Genomic DNA, 20,403 nt, shown 5'->3' on the forward strand with positions numbered 1-20,403 from the left:
GCGTTAGGTGCACCGCGCGGAATGTCGAAAGGCCCGGCGAGCTACCAGCCGCGGGTGGCCACTCGGTCCCAAAGCGCGTTGCTCGCTAGCTCACCGGCGCCCGCTGGTGAGGTGCCAACGAACACGTCTCGCGCATCAGGATCATCAGCAAGAATGTAGCGGAACCACGCGGTGGCATAGCCGTCCCCGAACTCTAAAACGTCCTTGTGGTCCGCGCCTAGACGGCGGGCAATGATTGCCGGACCACCAGCTGATTCAAAGCTCTCCTGCAAGTCTGACCACGGGCTGACAAGCCAGCGGTCTGAACGGCCATCGCTCGTCATCAAGAACAACGGTGCCTCGACGCCCGCTGTGGTGTAGTCCCAGTCATTGGACTTTGCCACCTTGTGGGAGGCCGGGCTCGCCGTATACACAGCTGCTACCTCCGTGTGGGACGCTGCGTTGATAGCGCCCGCGCCGCCCTGTGAGTGTCCGAAAATACCGACCCGTGATCTGTCCACGCGAGAATCCAGTTCCGGTAAGCGCTCAATTAGGTGCACGACATTCTCCCCGGTTCCGGTTTGGGGAGTCTCATCGCCGACGACCACGAAGCCCCAACTGGCTAGGTGTTCCGCCACGGGCAGGTAGCTGCTCAGCGGCGTGTTCGTGCCGTTAGCCATGACAACCGCCGGAAATGGTCCCGTGCCTGTCGGCGCCGCAACGGTCACGTCGCCATCACGCCGCACGTCGACCTCGTGCGGCCCCTCGCCCGCAAACGACGCTTCCAGCAGGCCACCTGTCTCAGCGCTATATCCGGCGGCCACGCCATCATCACCGGTCACGCTGTCTGCGTCCACCCACTGCATGAATCCCACAAACCCGACAAACGCCACCACAATCACGGCCACCACGGCAGTAATGCCAACCACAAGCTTTTTCATGCTCTTTATTGTGTTTCGCACGAGAGCGAAGGTCACTAGCGCTAGCACTACTTTTCCTATACACGGTGCAAGACCTAGCACCACCTATAAGAAGGACGATACGGCGAATCAAAGTGCGGGCGCTCCCCGTCCCACAACAGTAGAGTTGGGGCCGCTTAGCCCCACCTGCCCCCACAACTCATACGGAGCTTTCCTCATGGCCCGCTTTTCTGCGCGCCAGCTCAAGCGATTCATGGGATTCTGGCCGCCCTTCTTGGGCGCTGGCATTAAGATCAAGGAATTCGCTGATGACGGAACTCGCGTCGTTGTCAGCCACAGGCCAAACATGCTGACCAAGAACGCCATGGGTGTTGCCTTCGGTGGCACGCTCTCCGCCATGACGGATCCGTTCTTCATGCTCGCCTCCATGCATCGACTGGGCAAGGAGTACCGCATCTGGGATGCCGCTGGTGAAATTAAGTACCTGAAACCCGGCCGCGGCACGGTCACCGCCGATATGCGCATCTCCGAGGAGACCTACGCGCTCATCGAAGAAAAGACGGCCAACGGTGAGAAGTATTTGCATTGGTTCGACGTGGACATCATCGATGAGGAAGGCGATGTCGTCGCTCATGTGCGCCGCCAAGTCTATTACCGGCGCAAGCAGAAACAAGCTGCACTTGGCCACAGACGCTGGCTAGTGACGCTTGGACTACTGAGGGTGCTTCCCGAAATTCTTGTGCTGTGTTTATCTAGTGCTTTGAAGCCATTTTGAGCACCCTTGATTCTAAAGGCGAACTACTCATCACCATCATGAGTAGTCTTGCCCAGGAAGAATCTCGCTCCATATCTGAGAACGTCACCTGGGGACATCGCAGACGCTTCGCTGATGGGAAAGTCATGGTGCCCTACTCCTCGCTACTGGGATATAAGAAAGGCGCTGACGGTAACCTCGCTATTGATGAGACTCAAGCCCCGACCGTGCGCTTGATCTACCAGCTGTTTCTAGACGGCTCATCGATCACCGAAATCCGTGCCGAGCTACAGCGTCGCGGTATTTTGACTCCGCGAGGTAAAACCAACTGGTCCACCTCAACCGTGCGCTCCATCTTGACCAATGAGAAATATAAAGGCGACGCCCTGCTCCAGAAAACGTTCACCGCTGACTTCCTAACCAAACGAATCGAAGTAAACGAGGGCGAAGTCCCGCAATACTACGTCACCGGAAACCACGAGCCGATTATTGATGCGCCCGTCTGGGATCAGGTTCAATACGAGTTGGCCACCCGCCACGCAACCAACAGCTCCAAAATCGGCCTATTTGCCAGCCGACTCAAATGCGCAGATTGCGGATCCTGGTACGGACGCAAAACCTGGGCATCCAACACTAAATACAAGCACACGATCTGGCGGTGCAACCAAAAATACGACCATCCCCGTCCCTGCCAGACCGCTACCTTGCGTGATGAGCAAATCCAGACCGCGTTCCTCGCCGCGCTAAACCAGCTGGCTGAACAATATCGCGGACAAAGCCACCTACCACAGGTCATCGACGCCATGTTTAATACAGACCAGCTCGAAGCGGAGTCCAAGCGCCTAGACGAGAAAATCCGCGCTCTTGCCAGCGAGATTGAATCATTGGTTGCAGAAAATCAGCGGGTAGCGCAAGACCAGGACCAATACCTCGCCCGCTACACCCAGCTAGAAGCGCGATACCAGAAAACCCTGGGCCGCAAACAAGCCATCGAGGCCGAGATTGCTGCCAAGAGTGCCAAGGCCACTGCGATCAAAACCGCCTACACCCAGTTGGCCGACAAGCCCATCCAGCATTTTCAACCATCCCAGTGGACAGCGCTTATCGACCATGCCGTTATCGGAGCCAACGAGATCCAGTTCGTCTTCAGAATCGGCACTGAAATCACCGTGCCTATTGCTAGCAGGCTGCCAGTTTCTTCCACTTCCTGATTTTGGTGCGAAACGTCGTAAATGGCGCGACGGTGTTGATATGCACCCATTTCCACACCGGCCACGCCGACGGGGTGGAAGAAGCCCACGCACGCTGACCCGAACTAAACAATTCTGATTCGGTTAGACCGCCCACCATTTTGACTATCTCACCAAGCAGGATCTTGAACCTGTCGATCAAATCCTCAGTAGATACCTGCTCCCAGCGTTGGTAGAACGATTCATACAATCCGCCCAGTTGATTCCACTTAAAACCAGGTGCCGGAGTCACCACGTCAAGACCGGCTTGTTCGTCACGTTCCCAGCCGAGCAGTAATTCCATCCAGCCAAGCTGGTAGGCGATCATCTGCCGGGGCGTGCGGTCAACACCGTCAACCAGCCGGTCCCAACCATCGCCAGGAACGCCTACGAACTCGCCGATAAAAAGTTCGCCACGCTTAGTAATCTCTGCGGCTAGTTCATCGCCGGACGCATACGATCTCACCACACACCTCCTCGTGAAACGGCCTTAGGTTTAACGCTTCGTTAGCGCGTTAAACCCTGAATACGCATTTTACTAGGGCAAACAAGATACCCGCTAACGCAAAACCCAAACCCGCTAACGCAAGCGATTTTTCACACCCCCTAAGCGATACTCGCTAACGCAAAAGGGTACTTATCAAATCCGACGTCTAAGTGGAGCCGCCTGCGAGAATCGAACTCGCGACCTTCTCATTACGAGTGAGATGCTCTACCGACTGAGCTAAGGCGGCACGATGCAGTGTGTATATGCACCGCGTGAGAGTTTAGCCTAGGCCGGGGCCGAGAAAGAAATCGGGCCACTTGATGTGAGGCACGTGCAGCACACCCGCAGGTTAGCGCGCGCCACAGGCCAGACGCAGGCGGCCCACCATGCCGTCGAAAGCCACCTGCGGGGTGACGTTCTGCGGCAGCTGCTCGCGGCAGGTACGGATGGCGGACTGAGCTGCCAGCAAGCCATCTTCGCTCACGCGCTGGGCAAGTTCACCGGCTAGGCCCGCGAAGTCCGGGTGGGTCATCTCCACCTCAGCGCCGACTTTCAGCATGAGCGCATCGCGGTAGATGCCGGCGAGATCCACGAGGGCGATGTCGAGGCCGTCGGAGATGCGTCGTTTAGCGCGCTTCTTGTGGAGCTCCTCCAGGTCCTTCAGGGCACTGCGGGCGTCGCGCTGCGCCTTCGTCGCGCCCTTGCCCTTGGCACCAACGCCGAAGGATTGCTCAATCTTGGAGCGCTCCGCCTCCTCCGCCGCCGCGTGGGAGTCCTTGGCTTCCTTCTCAATGAACTTCAGTAGCGCTGTGACGGATTGAAAGGCCTGGGAGCCGTGGAAGACGTCCTCGGCCAGGTTGATGGCCATGGCGCGGCGCTTCTGCGCGGCGGGTTCGTTGACCAGGTGCCGCGCACGGCCCACGTGGCGCAGGGTGGTCACGGCGGCTAGGCGCGCGTCATCCTCGCTGGCGCCTTCGGCGACGAGCTGCTTAACGACGCCATCCACACTCGGCGCCGGAATATATAGGTGGCGGCAGCGCGAGCGCAGCGTGACCGAGAAATCCTCTGGATCCTCCGAGGGCGCCACCATGATGATGACGGTGCGCTCCGGGGGCTCCTCCACGGTTTTGAGCAACGCGTTGGCGGCCTCGTTGCGCAGGCGGTCGGCTTTGTTGAAGATGACCACGCGCCACGGCGCCACGCTCGGCAGGCTGGCCGCGCGCCCAATGACCTCGCGGGCCTCGCCAACGGTGATGAACTGCTCCTGCGGGTCCACGTAAACCAAGTCGGTGTGCTCCTGCTTGTCCAGGACGCTCCGGCAGGAGGGGCAGCGCCCGCAGCCGGGGTTGCCGTTCTCGTCGGCAGAAGTGCACATGAGTGCTGCGGCGAAGCATTGCGCGGCCAGTGAGCGGCCAGCACCGGGAGGCCCAGTAAACAGCCAGGAGTGGCTCATCGCTCGCGAGTCGCCTTCACCGCGAGCCGCGCGGGCAGCACTGAGGATGGTGTGGGCGACGGAGGGGGCGTCGGCAAGCCTTTCTGCAACGCTTGATGTAATCACTCGCCCTAGCCTACTGGGATAACTAAAGTGTGTAACCATGAATAGACTGATGCGTGGCGCCCGCTGGTTATGGGGTACTCAATGGCCGATGTACGCCGCGCTCGTCCTTGGAGCCAACATCATCGGCGCCATCGCGATCATGACCTTCGTGGTCTTCTTTCTCCCCATGCCGGAGATCTCCGACTTCATCGCCCACACGCCCCACCTGTGGACCTACGGCACGCTGTTCGTGACCTTTGCGGTCATCATCGGCATAGCGGTAACACTTCGACTGTTCAGGCCGGTGTTGGACTGGCAACGCAGCCCCGATGACCATGATCCCAACATGGTGCGCAACCTGGTCCTGCGCATCCCGCTCTACCAGGCCGGTGTGGCCGCGGGCGTGTGGCTGCTGGGCATCATCTTGGCGGTGGTGCTGGCGGGCCAGCACTCGGCGCGGCTGGCCATCGTCGTGGGCGTGTCTGCGTCGCTGGCCGGTGGCCTCATCGTGCTGTTGACGTACTTGCAGGCGGAACGCCTCGTGCGTCCCGTGGCGGCAGAAGCCGTGGCCCGGCGCTTCGAGGATTCCACCCTGGAGCCGCCGATTAAGTACCGGCTGCTTTCCACGTGGCTCATGACCTCCGGCATCCCGCTCATCGGCATCGTGCTTGTCCTCATGGGCCAGCAGGCGGGTCTGTTTAGCCCGGAGACCTCAGACATCATGCCGGCCATTGTTGCGCTGACCGTTACCGCGCTGGGCACCGGGCTCATGGGCACCATGTTCGCGATGATGAGCGTGGTCGATCCCATCATTGAGCTGCAGGACGCCATCAACCGCGTGCGCCGCGGCGAGAATGACGTCCAGGTGGACATCTACGACGGCTCCGAGCTCGGCGTACTTCAGGCGGGATTCAACGAAATGATGCGTGGCCTGCGCGAACGCCAGCGCGTGCGCGATATCTTCGGCCGCTATGTCGGTGCCGAGGTGGCACAACGCGCCCTTGAGGAGCGCCCTGAGCTGGGCGGCGAGGACCGCAAGGTGGCAGTGCTGTTTATCGACGTCATCGGCTCCACCACCTTCGCTGTCAACCACACCCCGGAAGAAGTGGTGGAGGAGCTCAACAAGTTCTTCGAGCACGTGGTTGAGGTGGTACACCGCAACAAGGGCATCATCAACAAGTTCCAGGGTGACGCCGCCCTGGCCGTCTTCGGCGCCCCGCTGACGGTCTACGACGCCAACTCCATGGCCTTACACGCCGCCCGCGAACTTCGCCAGGAACTGCGCGGGTTGCGGCTGCAGGCGGGCATCGGCGTGGCGGCGGGCCACGTGGTGGCCGGCCACATTGGTGGTGCGGATCGCTTCGAGTACACCGTCATTGGTGATGCCGTCAATGAGGCCGCGCGTCTCACCGAACTGGCCAAGGACACACCGGGCCAGGTGCTCACCAACTCCGCCACGCTGCGCGGCGCCAACGAGGCGGAGCAAGCGCGCTGGACGCTCATGAAGTCTATTGAGCTGCGCGGGCGCCGCCGCATGACGCAGCTGGCGCGCCCTATCCGCCCGACGCTGGCGGAGCGTGCTCTCGGATAAATAAGTCTTTGTGATTCTGGTAGCTTCGGGGCCATGCTCCAACAGCCACATCAGCACCATCCGCCACGCCGGACTTCGAGTCCTCGCCTCCTCGTCCCCGATGTCGCCCGCGGCATGGCCCTGCTGGGCATTGCGCTGGCAAACGTCTGCACCGCGTGGATTATGAACGACGGCGATGGCCCCGATGCCTATTTCGGCGGCGTCGAGACCCTCGCGGACAAGATCTACGTGGTCTTTTCCGCCATGTTCGTGCATGTGCGCGGCCTGCCGATGTTCTCCACGCTTCTCGGCTTTGGCGTGGGGCTTATCGCGATGAGCTTGTGGCGCCGCGGCTTCCCACTGCGGCGCGCGCAGGCCGTGTTGGCTAAGCGCTACGGGTTCTTGGCCCTGTTTGGTGTCCTGCACTGCCTCTTCCTCTTTTCCGGCGACATTATGCTGCTCTACGGCGCGATGGGCATGCTCATCGCGCTGCTGCTTTCTTTCACCGACAAGCTCCTCATGCGCGTGGCCTATGGGCTTTGTGCGCTGCTGGTTGTGTCGGGCATCGGAATGGGTATTGGGGCCGCGTTCATTGATACCTCAGATTTCGATTTCAGCGGTTTTAGCGCCGCCGAGTCCTATTGGGAGCTGCTGGGTGAGCAGGCCATCATGGTCGGCGCCCAACTGATGTCCATCCCCCTAACCGGCGCCATGGTTCTTCCGGTCATGCTTGTGGGCTTCGTGTGGGCGCGCCGCGGAACCTTAGCCGGGGGTCATCGGCGCGAGCTGTGGGCGTGGACCCTGGTGGCCCTAGCCATCATCCTCTTCCTCGGGCTACCCTGGGGCTTGGCGACGATTGGGGTGCTGGACCCAGCGCTGGCAGATCCTCTCAACGCGGCGAATAGCTGCATCGGTATGCTCACCGGGCCGGGCATCGTGGCGGCGGCGACACTTGCCCTAGAACCCCTGCAGCGCCGCGGCGCGCGCCCGTGGTTCCTGTGGCCGCTGATTGCGTTGGGCAAGCGTTCCATGACCGGCTACGTGCTGCAGTCCGTGTTCTTCCTGGCGCTGGTTTACCCCTTCACCCTCAACATTGGGCCGGAGTTCAGCGCCACAGGCCAGGCAGCTCTGGCCGCCGGCGTGTGGCTGGCAACGCTTCTCATTACCTGCGCGCTCGAGGCCGCAGGCAAGCCCGGACCCTTCGAGTGGGTGCACCGCCGGCTGTCCTATGGCAAGACGATGCGCCCGGAATTAGGTGCTGCGCCTAACCGCGGCTCTTCCGTGCCAGGCCATCCACCAGCAGCACCAGGCCTACCGTCTGGGCCGCCGACTGCGCCGCATCCAGGACTCGGCCACGCAGACCCGCATCCTGGCGCTGCTCAGCCGGGTTCAGGACCGTCAGCGCCTCAGAGGCCAGAAGCAGGTTAGCGCCGTGGCTCAGGCCCTGCGTAGATTCGGCAGCACGCAGGGCTGGGTCACCGGCTAGCGCGGAGAGCGCAGCCGCCGGGATTCCGGCGATAGCCGTGGCGAAACGCTCGCCTCGGGCGCGCGAAAGCGCAAGGCCCGCGGCCCACGCGCCGGCGCGCAGGCCCCAGCCCACCGCATCATTGCGCGCGCCGCGCAGCGCCCATGCGAAGGAAGCGTATTGCACGCTCACGCAGGTTACGCCGAACGTCGTTGGTGCACCGCGCTTGGCGGCTTGGCCCAGCGAAGCGGCGATAAGCCCCACGCGGGTTTCCGGTGCGCAATCCGGGCGCAGGGCCAGCAGCACGGGTACAGCGGCCGTCGTGGCCGTGCCGAGCGTGCGCCAGTTAAACAGGCGTGACCAGACAGCAGTCTCCCCCACAGCGAGCGCGCCGAGGGTGAAGTGATCGCGGCCAGTAAAGGCCGGGCCCACCGCACGCAGGAGAGCCTCAGTGCCCTCCTGCGTGCGAGCCAGCATGTCGCGGGCGAAGCTGGTCTTCATATCCTGCTACTTCCTGCGCGATCCGGCCTTGACCACGTTCTTGGTGCCCGGCGAAGGCTTCTTCGTCGCCTTCCTGGTCGACTTCTTCGTGGCCTTCTTGGTCGACTTCTTAGTACTCTTCTTCGTCGACTTCTTCGCCCCACCGTTCGCGGCGTCCTTGGCGCGGCGCTCGGAGAGGAGCTCGTTCGCGCGGGCGTCGGTAAGCTGCTCCGGATCGTCGCCACGGCGCAGCGAGGCATTCGTGGTGCCGTCGGTGACGTACGGGCCAAAGCGGCCGTCCTTGACCGTCATCGGCTTGCCGGAAACATCGTTATCACCCAGCTGCTTAATCGGCGGCTGTGCAACCGCGCGGCCACGGCGCTTCGGCTCCGCGTAGATGCGGCGCGCCTCATCCAAGGTGATGGAGAAGATCTGCTCCTCCTTGGCCAAGGAACGGGAATCCTTGCCCTTCTTCAGGTACGGGCCATAGCGGCCGTTCTGCGCGGTAATGACCTCGCCGTCCGAGGGGTCCACGCCCACCTCACGCGGCAGGCTCAGCAGCTTCAGTGCTTCCTCCAGCGTGACGCTGGACGGCTCCATCGAAGCAAAGAGCGAGGCTGTGCCCGGCTTCAGCTTCTCTTCGACGTACTCGGCAATGCGCTTTTCCTTCTGCTTCGCCGCGGTCTTGGTCTCCCAGTTCTTGGCGCGCTTACCCTCGGCCGCGCGCTGGGCGTCCTCCGCGGCGCGCTCTTCCTTGACGATCTCCTCGGCTTCGGCCTCGGCCTTCTCGCGCTCGTCATCACGCACCTGCTCGGTCACGTACGGGCCGAAGCGGCCCTCCTTGGCCACGATGGTGCGTCCATTCTCCGGGTTCTGGCCCAGCTCGCGCCCGCCCTGCGGGGTGGCAAAGAGCTTCTCCGCTAGGGCCTCATTGAGCTCATCCGGGGTGACGGTCTCCGAGAGGTTGGCGCGCTGGTACTCCACCGTGCCGTCCTCGTTGGTGCCCACGGCGCGCTCGATATACGGCCCATAGCGGCCCACGCGCACGAAGACATCGCGGCCTTCCGCGTCGGTGTACAGGCGCAGGGAGTTGACCTGGCGGGCATCGATGGCCTCCAGGTTGATGTCCACCAGGGACTTCAGGCCGCCGTGGCGAGCGATGGACGCAGCCTTACGCTCGCCGGCCTCAGTATTGCCGAAGTAGAAGTTATTCAGCCAATCCGTGCCGTTCTCCGAACCGGCGGCAATGGCATCGAGCTCATCCTCCATGGAGGAGGTGAAGTCATAATCCACCAGCTCGGTGAAGTTATTCTCCAGCAGGCCTACCACTGCGAAGGCAACCCACGAGGGCACCAGGGCGTTGCCGCGGGAGAGCACGTAACCGCGGTCCTGGATGGTCTTGATGATGGAGGCGTACGTCGACGGGCGCCCAATGCCCAGGTCTTCCATCTTCTTGACCAAGCTGGCCTCGGTATAGCGCGCCGGCGGGTTGGTGGAGTGGCCGTCGGCAGTAACCGCGGACGTCGTCAGCGTGTCGCCCTCGTTGAGGTGCGGCAGGCGGGACTCTCCCTTCGAGTCCTTCGCCGCCACGTCCTCGTAGGCCTTGAGAAAGCCCGGGAAGGTAATGGTGCGGCCGGTCGCGGAAAAGTCGGCGTCGTGGCCGCCGGCGTTGACGGCCGCGGTCACCTTCATCGAGGTTCCCTTGGCATCGGCCATCTGGCAGGCCACGGTGCGCTTCCAAATCAGCTCGTAGAGCTTGTACTCCTCGGCGTCGAGCTGCCCGGCCAGCTGGCCCGGGGTGGCAAAACGCTCGCCGGCGGGACGGATGGCCTCGTGAGCCTCCTGGGAGTTCTTCACCTTGCGGTCATACCGGCGCGGCCCATCTGAGACGAACTCAGCGCCAAAGATGGAGGAGGCAGCCTCACGGGCAGCGTCCAGCCCCTGCTTGGACAGGGAAGTCGAGTCGGTACGCATATAGGTGATGTGACCGTTCTCGTAGAGGCGCTGCGCAATGCGCATCGTGCGCTCCGAGGTGTAGTGCAGGCGGCGGCCGGCCTCCTGCTGCAGAGTCGACGTCATAAACGGCGCGGAAGGCTTGCGCGAATAAGGCTTGTGCTCGACACTAGCCACGGTCATGGTGGAGCCTTCCAGCGCGCTGGCCAGCTGCTCCGCCTGGGCCTGCTTGACGACGACCACCTCGTCGCTCTTCAACTGACCCTTATCGTTGAAGTCGCGGCCCGCGGCCACGCGCTTGCCGTCGAGGGCGCTCAGGCGCGCGTCGAAGTCCGGCGTGGACTTCAGCGTTGCCGTGAGATCCCAGTACTCGGCGGGGATGAACGCCATGCGCTCGCGCTCGCGCTCGACGATGACGCGGGTAGCTACCGACTGCACGCGGCCAGCCGACAGGCGCGGCATGACCTTCTTCCACAGCACCGGGGAGACCTCGTAGCCATAGAGACGGTCCAGGATGCGGCGGGTTTCCTGGGCGTCGATGAGGTTTTCATCGAGCTCACGGGTGTTTTCCGCGGCCTCCAGGATGGCGGACTTGGTGATCTCGTTGAAGACCATGCGACGCACCGGCACCTTGGGCTTGAGTACTTCCAGCAGGTGCCAGGCAATGGCCTCGCCCTCGCGGTCGGGGTCTGTTGCAAGGTAGAGCTGATCGCACTGCTTCAGCTTGGCCTTGAGGTCCGCGACCTTCTTCTTTTTGTCCTGGCTGATGACGTACAGCGGGGTGAAGTTATCCTCCGGGTTAACACCGAGGCGTGCCCAGGATTCCTTCTTATATTTGGCGGGGACGTCGGCGGCGCCGCGGGGAAGGTCCCGGATGTGGCCGACGGAGGCCTCAACAATGTACTTATCGCCGAGGTAAGGCTGAATCTTCTTCGCCTTGGTTGCTGACTCGACGATGACCAGGGTCTTCCCCGGGCCGGTAGCTTCTGCCACTTCGACTTCATCCCTTCCGATGGCTAGTCCTCTGCTGGGCAATTGCCCCTAGAGTACACAGATAGAGGTTCACTCTAGTTATTCAGGCCAGTACACGTCCACACAACCGGGGGTCTATACTGGCCGTCCGAGGATTCGCCTCACAGTACACAACCGGGAGACAGCGTGATTGCGTCTATTACTGCATGGTTCGAGGTCATCATGGCCACACAGTGGATTTATCCGCTGGTGGGTTCGCTGATTTTCCTCGACTGCTTCTTCCCCGTTTTGCCTTCGGAGGTTCCCCTCAACATGGTGGGTGCCTGGTCTGGCTCCCAAGGGTTCCCCCACCTTCCCACCATGTTTTTTGTCGCCATGGTTGCCGCAATTTTGGGGGATAACTTGTGCTTCCTTTTGGGAACGCGGCTCATTGGCCTTATTAATAGAGCCCAGAAAGGCACGAAGGCTTATGAGGCTCTGACGTGGGTCAAGCGCAATATTCGGCGCAGCGGCGGCGCGGCGATCATCATTGCGCGTTTCATCCCCTCGGCCCGGCTGTTTATGACGATTCTCCTGGGCTCCATGCGCTACCCCTGGCCGCTATTTTTCTTTTTCGACACCTTCGGTGTCCTGTTGTGGGTGGCACAGGCGCTAGCCATTGGTTATCTCGGCGGTGTGGCCTTCTCCGGCTCGCCTGCGATAGCCATGCTCATTTCCATCATCGCCGCCGTCATCATCGGCTTCGGCCTGCAAAAAGGGCAGAATAAGCTGCTGGAATGGTGGGATACCCGGCGCGGCTATGCCGAATCCCCCTAAACCACCTCGACGTTGGTGGCCTGCTGGCCTTTAGCGTCTTCCCCAATCTCAAAGGAGACGCGCTGGTTATCTTCGAGGGTACGGAAGCCCGTTCCTTGGATTTCGGTGTAGTGCACGAAGATATCGCCGGAGCCGTCCTCCTGCTCAATGAAGCCATAACCTTTTTCGGCGTTGAAGAACTTGACGGTACCGTATGCCATGATGAGTTGTCCTTTGTGGGAATAAAGTAGTGCAAACTAGTGCACCAGTGTGCCACGTTTGGGCACCTACAGCAGATTAGTGGAGGCAAGCGTGAGTGAGAACCCTCTGGGTGAGGAGCTCGTCGAGCACCTTGTTGAGCGTTTCCCCGAATCCGAGCTAACGCACTCCACCACCCTGCCCGCCCAGCCCGCGCGCTATGCCGAGTGGCCCGAGTGGGTCCTGCCGGAGTTGCGGGCGGCGCTGGAGGAGCGAGGCGTCGCCAAGCTCTATGCCCACCAGGTCGCTGTGGCACAGGCGGCGTGGGAGGGGCGCGATGTGGTGGTCTCCACCGGCACGAGTTCCGGAAAGTCCTTGGGTTACCGTTTGCCCATTCTGTCCCGTCTGGCGCAGGACCCGACCGCGTGCGCGCTCTACATCACGCCAACGAAGGCGCTGGGGTCGGACCAGCTGCGCACGGTGCTCGAGCTCACGCAGAGCATCGCCGCGCTTCACGACGTCCACCCCGCCCCTTACGACGGTGATACCCCCACCGAAGCCCGTGCCGGCATCCGCGATCAGGCGCGGTTCATCTTTTCCAACCCGGACATGATTCATTCTTCTCTGCTGGGCGCGCATCAGCGGTGGGCGCGGGTGCTGCGGCATTTGAAGTTCATCGTGATTGATGAGGCGCATGCCTACCGCGGGGTTTTCGGGGCGAACGTGGCTCTGGTGATGCGGCGTTTGCTGCGGCTGTGCGAGCACTATGGCTCGCGGCCGGTGGTGATTGCGGCTTCGGCGACCATGCGGGATCCCGCCCGGCATGCCGCGCGGCTGACGGGGCGCGAAGTGCTCGCGGTGACCGAGGACGGCGCGCCGACGGGTGCGCGGACAGTCGCGCTGTGGGAGCCGGGCTTCATGGAGGGTATTGAGGGCCAGAATGGTGCTCCTGTGCGCCGCGCCGCCACAACGGAGGCGGCCTGGATGATGGCCGCGCTCGTGGCGCAGGGCGCTCGAACGTTGACCTTTGTGCGCTCGCGGCGCGCGGCAGAGACCACCGCGCTGCGGGCAGCAGAAGAGCTCTCCGGGAGGCTGGGCCGGCCGGATTTCGCGCGCCGGATTGCCGCCTACCGCGCGGGGTATTTGGCCGAAGACCGTCGCGCGCTGGAACAGGCGCTGGACGATGGCTCCTTGCTCGGCGTGGCCACCACCTCAGCTTTGGAGCTGGGCATCGACGTCGGCGGGCTCGATGCCGTAGTCACTGCTGGGTTCCCGGGCACGGTTGCTAGCTTCTGGCAGCAGGCCGGGCGCGCGGGCCGCCGCGGCCAGGGCTCGCTGGTGGTGCTGGTGGCCCGCGATGAACCGATGGACACCTACCTGGTTCACCACCCGGAAGCGCTGTTAGGCCGGCCGGTGGAGGCCAGTGTGTTCAACCCCGCCAACCCCTACATCCTGGGCGGGCACGTGTACTGCGCGGCGGTGGAGAAGCCGCTAAGCGACGCCGACGTGGCCGCCTTCCGCGCCGAATCCGTGGTCCACGACCTAGCCCAGCAAGGCTTGCTGCGCCGACGCCCGCAGGGTTGGTTCGCCGCTCCCCTGCCGGCTGGCTCCAGCGAGCTCACCCCGGAGACCGCTCACACGGCCGTCTCGCTGCGGGGTGGCTCGGGCGAGGAGGTCATGATTGTGGATTCCTCCGATGGCCGCTTGCTGGGCACCATCGATTCCGCCCGCGCGGTGAGCCAGGTGCATCCCGGCGCGGTGTATCTGCACCGTGGCGAGAGCTTCGTCATCGAGGAACTTCACCTCGGCGGAGGCGATGGTTCGGCGTCCGCCGAGCCGGGCGTGGCCCTCGCCGTGCCAAAGGCCCCGGACTACACCACGCAGCCGAAGTCCACGACGGATATCCGCATCCTGAGCGAGGCCGATGACCTAGTGAACTACGCCCCCGGACTGTGGGTGGCCAGCCTGGAGGTGGAGGTGACCGACAAGGTCACCGGCTACCAGGTGCGGCTTCCCGATGGCTCCGTGGGCGAGGATATCCCCCTTGACCTGCCGGAGCAGCGCTTGGTGACCCGGGCGGTGGCCTACACCATCGATCCGCTGGCACTCGCAGCGATGGGAGTCACCGCCGGGCGCACCCCGGGCACCCTCCATGCAGCTGAACACGCTGCCATTGGGTTGCTGCCGCTCATTGCCACCTGCGACCGCTGGGATATCGGTGGCGTGTCCACCGCGCAGCACGCCGATACGGGCTTGCCCACGGTCTTCGTCTACGACGGCCACCCCGGCGGTGCTGGCTTCGCCGAGGAAGGTTTCCGGCGCTTCCCCGAGTGGATCAAAGCCACCTTCGAGGCCGTGCGCTCCTGCCCTTGCGAATCCGGCTGCCCGTCGTGCGTGCAATCCCCCAAGTGCGGCAACGGCAACAACCCTCTGGACAAGGCAGGCGCTGTGGCCCTCCTCGGCGCACTGGTCACCATGACCTCTTAGACCGGACCGGCGCGGGCAACGGCGCTGCGCCCGCGCAGCCGGGCAGTGACCTCAACGTCGCGCCCATCGATGTCGCAGGAGCCGAGTTCCGCGCCGTTGAGCGCGGCGATCTCTGTGGCCTTCGTGCAGGCGTCCCTGCCCTTGGCCACCTCCCACGCACCGGCCACCGCGGCGAGGTCCGCCGCCACCTGCGCTTCGTGCCGCGCCACAACGAGCGAAGCAACTGCCGCGACTGCCAACAACAGAGACGCCACTGCAGCGATGATCCCGGCGGTGACGACGGTGGCATAGCCCTCCTCCCCCGCCAGGATCCTTCCCCAGCTGCGCCGACGACGCCTCATGGCTGCGCCCCGTTGTTCCCACCGGCTGCCATCTCCGCGGGAAACACCGCCTGCGCGCGCATGGTCCCCAGCGGTGCCGGCACGGCGGCCTCAGCGGTCATAAGCCCGGAGCCTTCGCTTAAGCTGACCGTCACTCCATCGCGCTGAAAGTCCACACCGATGGCAGCAGAGCGAGCCGCAGCGCCCGCAGCATCAACGGCAGCGAGGTGAGCCGACAACGTGGCGATGCCACCCACGATTCCCACAGCAACGATGACGAGCGCGGACAGTGACAATGCCGCCTCGATGGTGACGGAGCCGGCGTCATCAAGCGCGCGCATTAGCCTGGGGTGTTGGACAGGGCGTCGGTGATGATGGAGGTAATGGCGCTGGTGACTTCGCCACCGTTGACCACGGCATAGAGCACCGCAGCAAGCGCCGCGGCCGCGAGCGAACCCATGGCGTACTCAATCGTGGACATACCATCATCATTCGCTAATAGTGACTGGTAGTTTACCTTTTTCTGCATGATATACCTAGCTTTCTTTTCTTGTGTTTATGAAGGTTGCGTGTACTGAGTTGGTGAGTGGTTAGTTAAGCGGTTATTGGAATGAACTGCCCTAGAAGAGTTGCTGGCCCAAGCTGATAAGGACAGGTATCAACCCAAGGACCAGGAATGCGGGAAGGAAACACACCGCTAGCGGTGCTGCAATGAACACGCCAGCGCGCTCCGCCTGCGCGGTAGCTTGCGCCGAGGCTTCGGCACGCAGCTGCGCCACCAACCGGTGGCACCCCGTAGCCATAGCCGCACCCGATTCGCCAGACAGCTGCGTAAGCCGCACTAGTTCTTCCAAATGCGGTTGACTGGCCAGCGCCGACCATGCCGAACTCATGGGCACCCCCACCCCGATGAGAGCGGCCGCCTCCGACCACTGCGGCGAGGCTTCGGCGACAGCTAGCACGGCACTGCGCGTGGAGAGACCGGCCTCCAGGCACGCGGCGAAGAGCTCCAGGTCGCTGGCAGCATCGAGCGGACTATAGTCCGTTTCGGGACCATCACGCGGCGTCTTCGGACGCGGTGTGCGTGAGCCAGACTGGGCTATTCGTCCAGACGGTGCAGCAGAGGTAACAGCGAATGCCGCAGCCATGAATGCAGCGGAGATATACGTCAAGACCATCACTGCGCCGCCCTTCGCAGAATGAGACGCGACCAAGCAAAGCCGGCGCAGACGAGGGCCACGCCGATGTCGAGAAGCACGCCCCCAAGGCCACCGCCGAGCAAGAACCCCAAGGAATCCGCGCCCATCGCCCCACCCATAAGGATGCCCGCCAGCGGCAGGGACGCCAGGATGACCGCGGTGGCCTGTGGCCCTTGCAAGGAGGCCGCGGTCTCACCGGCATGGCGGCGCGCGGTATCCAGCTGACTTTGAGCCTGCTCGATGAGGTTCGCCAACGCCACGCCATGGCGTCCCGAGAGCGTGAGCAGCGCTGCATAGCGGGCAACCTCCGGTGCATTGAGAGCAACCGCAGGCGAACCTCCTTGTGCCGCGAGACCCGCAGCCGTGATCAACGCGGCGCGGAGGTTCTCCGGGGTGGAGTCTGGAAGAGCGTCGGCGCCCCGGCGAAGCGCGCCCGCCGTTGTCGATCCCGCCCGCAGCTCGGCGGCAACAGAACCGAAGTAGGAGGCGAGCGCCTCCGCGCCACGGCGCTCGCGCCGGGACGCCGCCAGGTCATTGGCAAACCACAGCGCACAAACCACAATGCAGCCCACCGCCACCACGACAGTGGGCCTGCCGAAGAAGACACAGCACCCGACCCCGAGAAAGACAGCCGCGGGTGCCAACGAGCGAGGCTTCGGCGATTCCAGCCGCGTCACCGAAGGCGGCTGCGAGAGCAAACACGCCGCCGCGAGGAATAGCCACATCATGGTTCCACCCCCAGCCGCGAACACAGCTGCGCAAACCCGGGAAGCGGACCGTCTTCGGCCGTCCACACCAGCTGCGGTGTAACCGGGTTTCCCTCCAGCACGCCGAGGTGCGCTAGCCGACGCCCCTCCGGCGTGCGCTCCATCCCGAGGACCACGTGCACGGCGGCCGCCAGCTGCGAATGCAGTGCTACGCGGTCGAGTCCGCCGAGAGCGGCGAGGGCCTCCATGCGGGCGGGCACTTCATCAACAGAGTTTGCGTGCACGGTGCCCGCACCACCATCGTGCCCGGTGTTGAGCGCGGCAAGCAGTTCCACGACCTCCGCGCCGCGGATTTCGCCAACGACGATGCGGTCCGGGCGCATGCGTAGCGCTTGGCGGAGCAGGAGCGACATGGAGATCTCGCCGCGCCCTTCCGCGTTGGCCCGGCGCGATACCAGGGTCACAACGTGCGGGTGATTAGGCGAAAGCTCCGGGGTGTCCTCGATGATGAGCAAGCGTTCGGTAGCGGGCACGCACCCCAGCAAGGCTGCGAGCAACGTCGTCTTTCCTGAGCCTGTCCCTCCCGTAACCAGGAAGGACGCCCGCCGCTCAACCACGGCGCGCAGGACGTGCTCCAGGCTGGAATCAATGCTGCCACTAGCTATCAGTTCCTCCAGGCTGGTTTGGGCCTGACGCAACACACGAAGGCTGATGCAGGTTCCGCTTGCCGAGGGAGGAGCAAGCAGCGCGTGGAGGCGAATCCTCGTTCCGTCGGGGCGGGTCAGGCGCCCATCGGCAAAAGGTTGCGCATCATCCAACCGCACGCCCGCCACCGCAGCCAGCCGGGTGGCCAGTTGGCGAACCTCGGTGTCGTCGGCAAAGCCAATATCGCGCGGCTGCAAACCCTGCCCGCAATCGACGAAACAGGAATCGGGGCCATTGACAACGACATCGGTCAGCCCCGGCAGCGACAGGACCGGCTCCAATAATCCCAAGCCCACGGAATCGTGGCGCAGGCGCTGCAGAAGGTCGAGCACATCGACATCGCTGATGACTCCAGCCTCCTGGCGAATGCGCCGCGCCAAAGCAGGGGCGTCGTGGGCCAGCTGTGGCTCGGAGGCCACGATGGTGCGCATCGTATCGATCAGGTTCATGCCACGGCCTCCCACATCTGGCGCGCGGCACGCGCAAGGGCCCGGGGCAGCTGGCTCGGCAGCCCACTGGTTTCTACCGTGCGCGTCAGGCCACGGATGGTGGGCAACTCAGCGATGGGATCCGCGTGAGTCACCGTGGCAATATCGCTGGCATCCAGGCCCGCCCACTGGCGGTTGCGCACGACGACGGAGCACTCCTGCGGCCGGGCGCGAAGTTCAGCTACTAGCTGCGCGCAGGCAGCGGCCGCCCGCACCTCAGCGGCAGTAAGCACCACCACGTGATCCGCCGCATCGGGGATATCCCACGGCGGGCAATCCACCACCACGGTCCCCGGGTATAAACACGCAGCTTGCATAATGGCCGCGCGCCTGGCGCTACTCATCTGAACCACCTCTACGCTGGATGACCTCGCAGCCGAGAGAACCGCGATGCCATCCGGGGTGGCGGGCAAAGCACGGACAAGGTCTGCTGCATCAACCGAACCAGTCCCCGCGGCAAGATCCGGCCACCGCGCGCCGGGCTTGTTCTCAATTCCGGTGAGCAAATCGAGGCCGCCGGAATAAGGGCTCGCATCAACGAGGAGATCCGCGCCCGCCTCGCGGGCCAGCGCCACCGCCACCGTTGATGCACCCAAACCTCCGGCGGAGCCGGTCACCGCCAGGGTTAAGCCGGTAGACACGGTGGTCTCCGGAGTGGCGTCTGCTGCTAGTGCGCCCAGGAGCTCTTTCGATTGGGCGGGCACAATGAAGGCGGCAGTCGCGCGGCAGCACAGCGCAGCCTCATAATCGATGGGCCCCGGATCCAGCGCCAAGAAATACACCCTCGGATGCCCCGCCACGAGACGAGCCGTCAGCGAATCAGCCAAGACGGCATCCGCCTTGGGCAGGTGCCGGGAGAAGTCCCGTGGGTCCTCCACGGTGCTCACTTCCGCAGTACTGGCGGCTGCCGCGGATGCCGCCTCTGCTCGCAGCGTGGAATCCCCAACAGCGATAACTAGGTGAAACGTGCTCATGCCTGAAGCATGCGCGAGCGCACCAACCGCGCGCTAGGGCTTCCTCACCACCTGTGGATAACTTCGCCATTGTGGCGTCTTTCGCCCCTATTTTGCTGACGCTTGAACAAAATTACCGGGGCTCACGTACCAAAACTCACAGGAAACCGTGCTTCCACAATCCTCAGAATCGGGTTAAGGGTCAAAAGCAAATACCCCCGAGCCACGCTCGAGGGTATCGCAATAAGTGCGGTAAAGAATGGCTTGGTTAGCCATAAAACTCGGGTAGTAAGTCTGAGACTAGGCCCGAGGGGCGCTTGCTTTTAGCCTGCGGCTATGGCGTTCAGCGCCTCACCTAAGAGTATCGTTGGCGCTTCAATTCTGTCAATGACCTCTCATGGCTTGTCTCAATCTTCAAAAGTGGTGTACGGCAGTCACCAAAATGACTCTCGCCTAATGCGGCCGCAATACCCTTCGAAAGCCGGGCCTTTGGCGAACGATCTTCCAAGAAAGCCTCCAACCCCACGTCTTCGATCTTTTTTCGCGCATGGAAAACCGAACTAGCAAGCAGATCTGCCACCTGTAGTGCCGGACAAGTCCGAGAATCCAGACTAACGGCCGTTGCAAACCGCTTATTTCCAAATCGATTGTTGAGAGAGTTCACTAGTGTGTCTCCGTAGGAAACCCCTACTGGGACATCAATGTGGTCGAGCATCACCACCCCAACTTCACGACGAGTAACCAGCCCCCGCAGCAGCCGATCTGTCGCGAACAAATGCCCTTGCCACTGTTCTCGACTACTCCACGGATCGAAATGCCTCTTGTCCAAAACAAAAGCTCCGAACGTGCACCCCGAGCTTATCGCTGCTCGAAAAATATCAAGCAAAATCGGTTCAGAGTGCTTAGTAACTTTCGAGAACTTAATCTCGTCAGCCTTTGTGAAGTTATTCCGCTCACGACATGCCTTAATCTCCCGCGAAAGGAAATCAGGATCCTTCGTGCGCACAGCCGCAACAACGAAATGCTTACCCAACGTGCCTTTACTTCCGGCTTCATCTACAAAGTAGACGGCACTTTCTGCAGCAAGCGGCAAACTCACCTGAGGAGGACCTGAACCCTTTTGGTGAGAAGAAGAATGTGCTTGATAGCTTGTCACAGCTGAGAGTATATCGCCGTGCTAGGACATCAAATATGTCTCAGCTCAA

19 protein-coding genes and 1 tRNA gene are annotated in these 20,403 nt (G+C 62.8%); 6 read left to right on the forward strand and 14 right to left on the reverse strand.

Translation table 11 applies throughout. The annotated features are described in order from the left end of the window. Positions 1-41: 41 nt before the first annotated feature. On the reverse strand, positions 42-920 hold the full coding sequence (locus HMPREF2537_RS08300; protein ID WP_070527702.1) for a poly(ethylene terephthalate) hydrolase family protein: 879 nt from the start codon (positions 918-920) through the stop codon (positions 42-44). 196 nt (positions 921-1,116) lie between these two features. Here HMPREF2537_RS08300 and HMPREF2537_RS08305 point away from each other — a divergent pair, with 196 nt between their 5' ends. Continuing rightward, positions 1,117-1,674, forward strand: a complete 558-nt coding sequence (locus HMPREF2537_RS08305) for a DUF4442 domain-containing protein (protein WP_246820273.1) — start codon at positions 1,117-1,119, stop codon at positions 1,672-1,674. A gap of 38 nt (positions 1,675-1,712) precedes the next feature. Beyond that, the gene (locus HMPREF2537_RS08310; RefSeq protein ID WP_198531383.1) at positions 1,713-2,864 is read left to right on the forward strand and encodes a recombinase family protein; all 1,152 of its coding nucleotides are present in this window, start codon (positions 1,713-1,715) and stop codon (positions 2,862-2,864) included. On the opposite strand, the gene HMPREF2537_RS08315 is transcribed toward HMPREF2537_RS08310, so the two are convergent. From HMPREF2537_RS08315 to HMPREF2537_RS08325, 3 genes are all read right to left on the reverse strand, one after another. Continuing rightward, complete coding sequence (locus tag HMPREF2537_RS08315; protein WP_034969882.1) at positions 2,833-3,348, reverse strand: ClbS/DfsB family four-helix bundle protein; 516 nt, start codon at positions 3,346-3,348, stop codon at positions 2,833-2,835. The two genes, HMPREF2537_RS08310 and HMPREF2537_RS08315, sit on opposite strands and share 32 nt — an antisense overlap. A 192-nt stretch (positions 3,349-3,540) precedes the next feature. After that, a tRNA-Thr gene (locus HMPREF2537_RS08320) sits at positions 3,541-3,616 on the reverse strand. A gap of 102 nt (positions 3,617-3,718) precedes the next feature. After that, the gene (locus tag HMPREF2537_RS08325; RefSeq protein ID WP_083298997.1) at positions 3,719-4,966 is read right to left on the reverse strand and encodes a DNA polymerase III subunit delta'; all 1,248 of its coding nucleotides are present in this window, start codon (positions 4,964-4,966) and stop codon (positions 3,719-3,721) included. Between HMPREF2537_RS08325 and HMPREF2537_RS08330 the strand changes: the two genes are divergently transcribed. Together HMPREF2537_RS08330 and HMPREF2537_RS08335 are read left to right on the forward strand one after the other, a co-directional pair. Then, positions 4,965-6,497 carry an adenylate/guanylate cyclase domain-containing protein gene (locus HMPREF2537_RS08330; RefSeq protein WP_070527708.1) on the forward strand — a complete coding sequence of 511 codons (1,533 nt, stop codon included), beginning with the start codon at positions 4,965-4,967 and terminating at the stop codon, positions 6,495-6,497. The genes HMPREF2537_RS08325 and HMPREF2537_RS08330 overlap by 2 nt on opposite strands. Positions 6,498-6,530: 33 nt before the next feature. Next, positions 6,531-7,904 carry a DUF418 domain-containing protein gene (locus HMPREF2537_RS08335; protein WP_070527711.1) on the forward strand — a complete coding sequence of 458 codons (1,374 nt, stop codon included), beginning with the start codon at positions 6,531-6,533 and terminating at the stop codon, positions 7,902-7,904. Between the two features lie 544 nt (positions 7,905-8,448). On the opposite strand, the gene topA is transcribed toward HMPREF2537_RS08335, so the two are convergent. Continuing rightward, complete coding sequence (gene topA / locus HMPREF2537_RS08340; RefSeq protein ID WP_070527714.1) at positions 8,449-11,367, reverse strand: type I DNA topoisomerase; 2,919 nt, start codon at positions 11,365-11,367, stop codon at positions 8,449-8,451. 201 nt (positions 11,368-11,568) lie between these two features. Between topA and HMPREF2537_RS08345 the strand changes: the two genes are divergently transcribed. Beyond that, a complete protein-coding gene (locus HMPREF2537_RS08345) occupies positions 11,569-12,162 on the forward strand; it encodes a DedA family protein (protein WP_371591623.1) in 594 nt (197 codons plus the stop codon). Here the strand turns inward: HMPREF2537_RS08345 and HMPREF2537_RS08350 are convergent. After that, on the reverse strand, positions 12,159-12,362 hold the full coding sequence (locus HMPREF2537_RS08350) for a cold-shock protein (protein WP_010189920.1): 204 nt from the start codon (positions 12,360-12,362) through the stop codon (positions 12,159-12,161). The two genes, HMPREF2537_RS08345 and HMPREF2537_RS08350, sit on opposite strands and share 4 nt — an antisense overlap. Positions 12,363-12,453: 91 nt before the next feature. Between HMPREF2537_RS08350 and HMPREF2537_RS08355 the strand changes: the two genes are divergently transcribed. Next, on the forward strand, positions 12,454-14,826 hold the full coding sequence (locus HMPREF2537_RS08355; protein ID WP_070527719.1) for a DEAD/DEAH box helicase: 2,373 nt from the start codon (positions 12,454-12,456) through the stop codon (positions 14,824-14,826). On the opposite strand, the gene HMPREF2537_RS08360 is transcribed toward HMPREF2537_RS08355, so the two are convergent. The 8 genes from HMPREF2537_RS08360 to HMPREF2537_RS12495 all read right to left on the reverse strand — a co-directional run bounded on the left by HMPREF2537_RS08360 (position 14,823) and on the right by HMPREF2537_RS12495 (position 20,354). Further along, positions 14,823-15,167, reverse strand: coding sequence for an Rv3654c family TadE-like protein (locus HMPREF2537_RS08360; protein WP_070527722.1), 345 nt, complete (start codon positions 15,165-15,167; stop codon positions 14,823-14,825). The genes HMPREF2537_RS08355 and HMPREF2537_RS08360 overlap by 4 nt on opposite strands. Then, the gene (locus HMPREF2537_RS08365; protein ID WP_070527725.1) at positions 15,164-15,487 is read right to left on the reverse strand and encodes a hypothetical protein; all 324 of its coding nucleotides are present in this window, start codon (positions 15,485-15,487) and stop codon (positions 15,164-15,166) included. The genes HMPREF2537_RS08360 and HMPREF2537_RS08365 overlap by 4 nt, the downstream gene beginning before the upstream one ends. Then, on the reverse strand, positions 15,487-15,675 hold the full coding sequence (locus HMPREF2537_RS08370) for a DUF4244 domain-containing protein (protein ID WP_010189925.1): 189 nt from the start codon (positions 15,673-15,675) through the stop codon (positions 15,487-15,489). The genes HMPREF2537_RS08365 and HMPREF2537_RS08370 overlap by 1 nt, the downstream gene beginning before the upstream one ends. 91 nt (positions 15,676-15,766) lie before the next feature. Further along, positions 15,767-16,324, reverse strand: a complete 558-nt coding sequence (locus tag HMPREF2537_RS08375) for a type II secretion system F family protein (RefSeq protein WP_070527728.1) — start codon at positions 16,322-16,324, stop codon at positions 15,767-15,769. Next, positions 16,324-17,073: a type II secretion system F family protein gene (locus HMPREF2537_RS08380; protein ID WP_070527731.1), complete on the reverse strand. Its 750-nt coding sequence runs from the start codon at positions 17,071-17,073 to the stop codon at positions 16,324-16,326. The genes HMPREF2537_RS08375 and HMPREF2537_RS08380 overlap by 1 nt, the downstream gene beginning before the upstream one ends. Further along, positions 17,070-18,206, reverse strand: coding sequence for a TadA family conjugal transfer-associated ATPase (locus HMPREF2537_RS08385; protein ID WP_070527737.1), 1,137 nt, complete (start codon positions 18,204-18,206; stop codon positions 17,070-17,072). The genes HMPREF2537_RS08380 and HMPREF2537_RS08385 overlap by 4 nt, the downstream gene beginning before the upstream one ends. After that, positions 18,203-19,219: a septum site-determining protein Ssd gene (gene ssd, locus HMPREF2537_RS08390; protein WP_070527740.1), complete on the reverse strand. Its 1,017-nt coding sequence runs from the start codon at positions 19,217-19,219 to the stop codon at positions 18,203-18,205. Before ssd ends, HMPREF2537_RS08385 begins: the two co-directional genes overlap by 4 nt. Before the next feature lie 334 nt (positions 19,220-19,553). Continuing rightward, positions 19,554-20,354 (reverse strand): DUF3800 domain-containing protein, encoded by an 801-nt coding sequence (locus HMPREF2537_RS12495; protein ID WP_141761414.1) that lies wholly within the window; start codon positions 20,352-20,354, stop codon positions 19,554-19,556. Positions 20,355-20,403: the final 49 nt, after the last annotated feature.

Origin of the sequence: Corynebacterium sp. HMSC074E01 (genome assembly GCF_001808885.1) — a bacterium.
Classification (GTDB): Bacteria; Actinomycetota; Actinomycetes; order Mycobacteriales; family Mycobacteriaceae; genus Corynebacterium.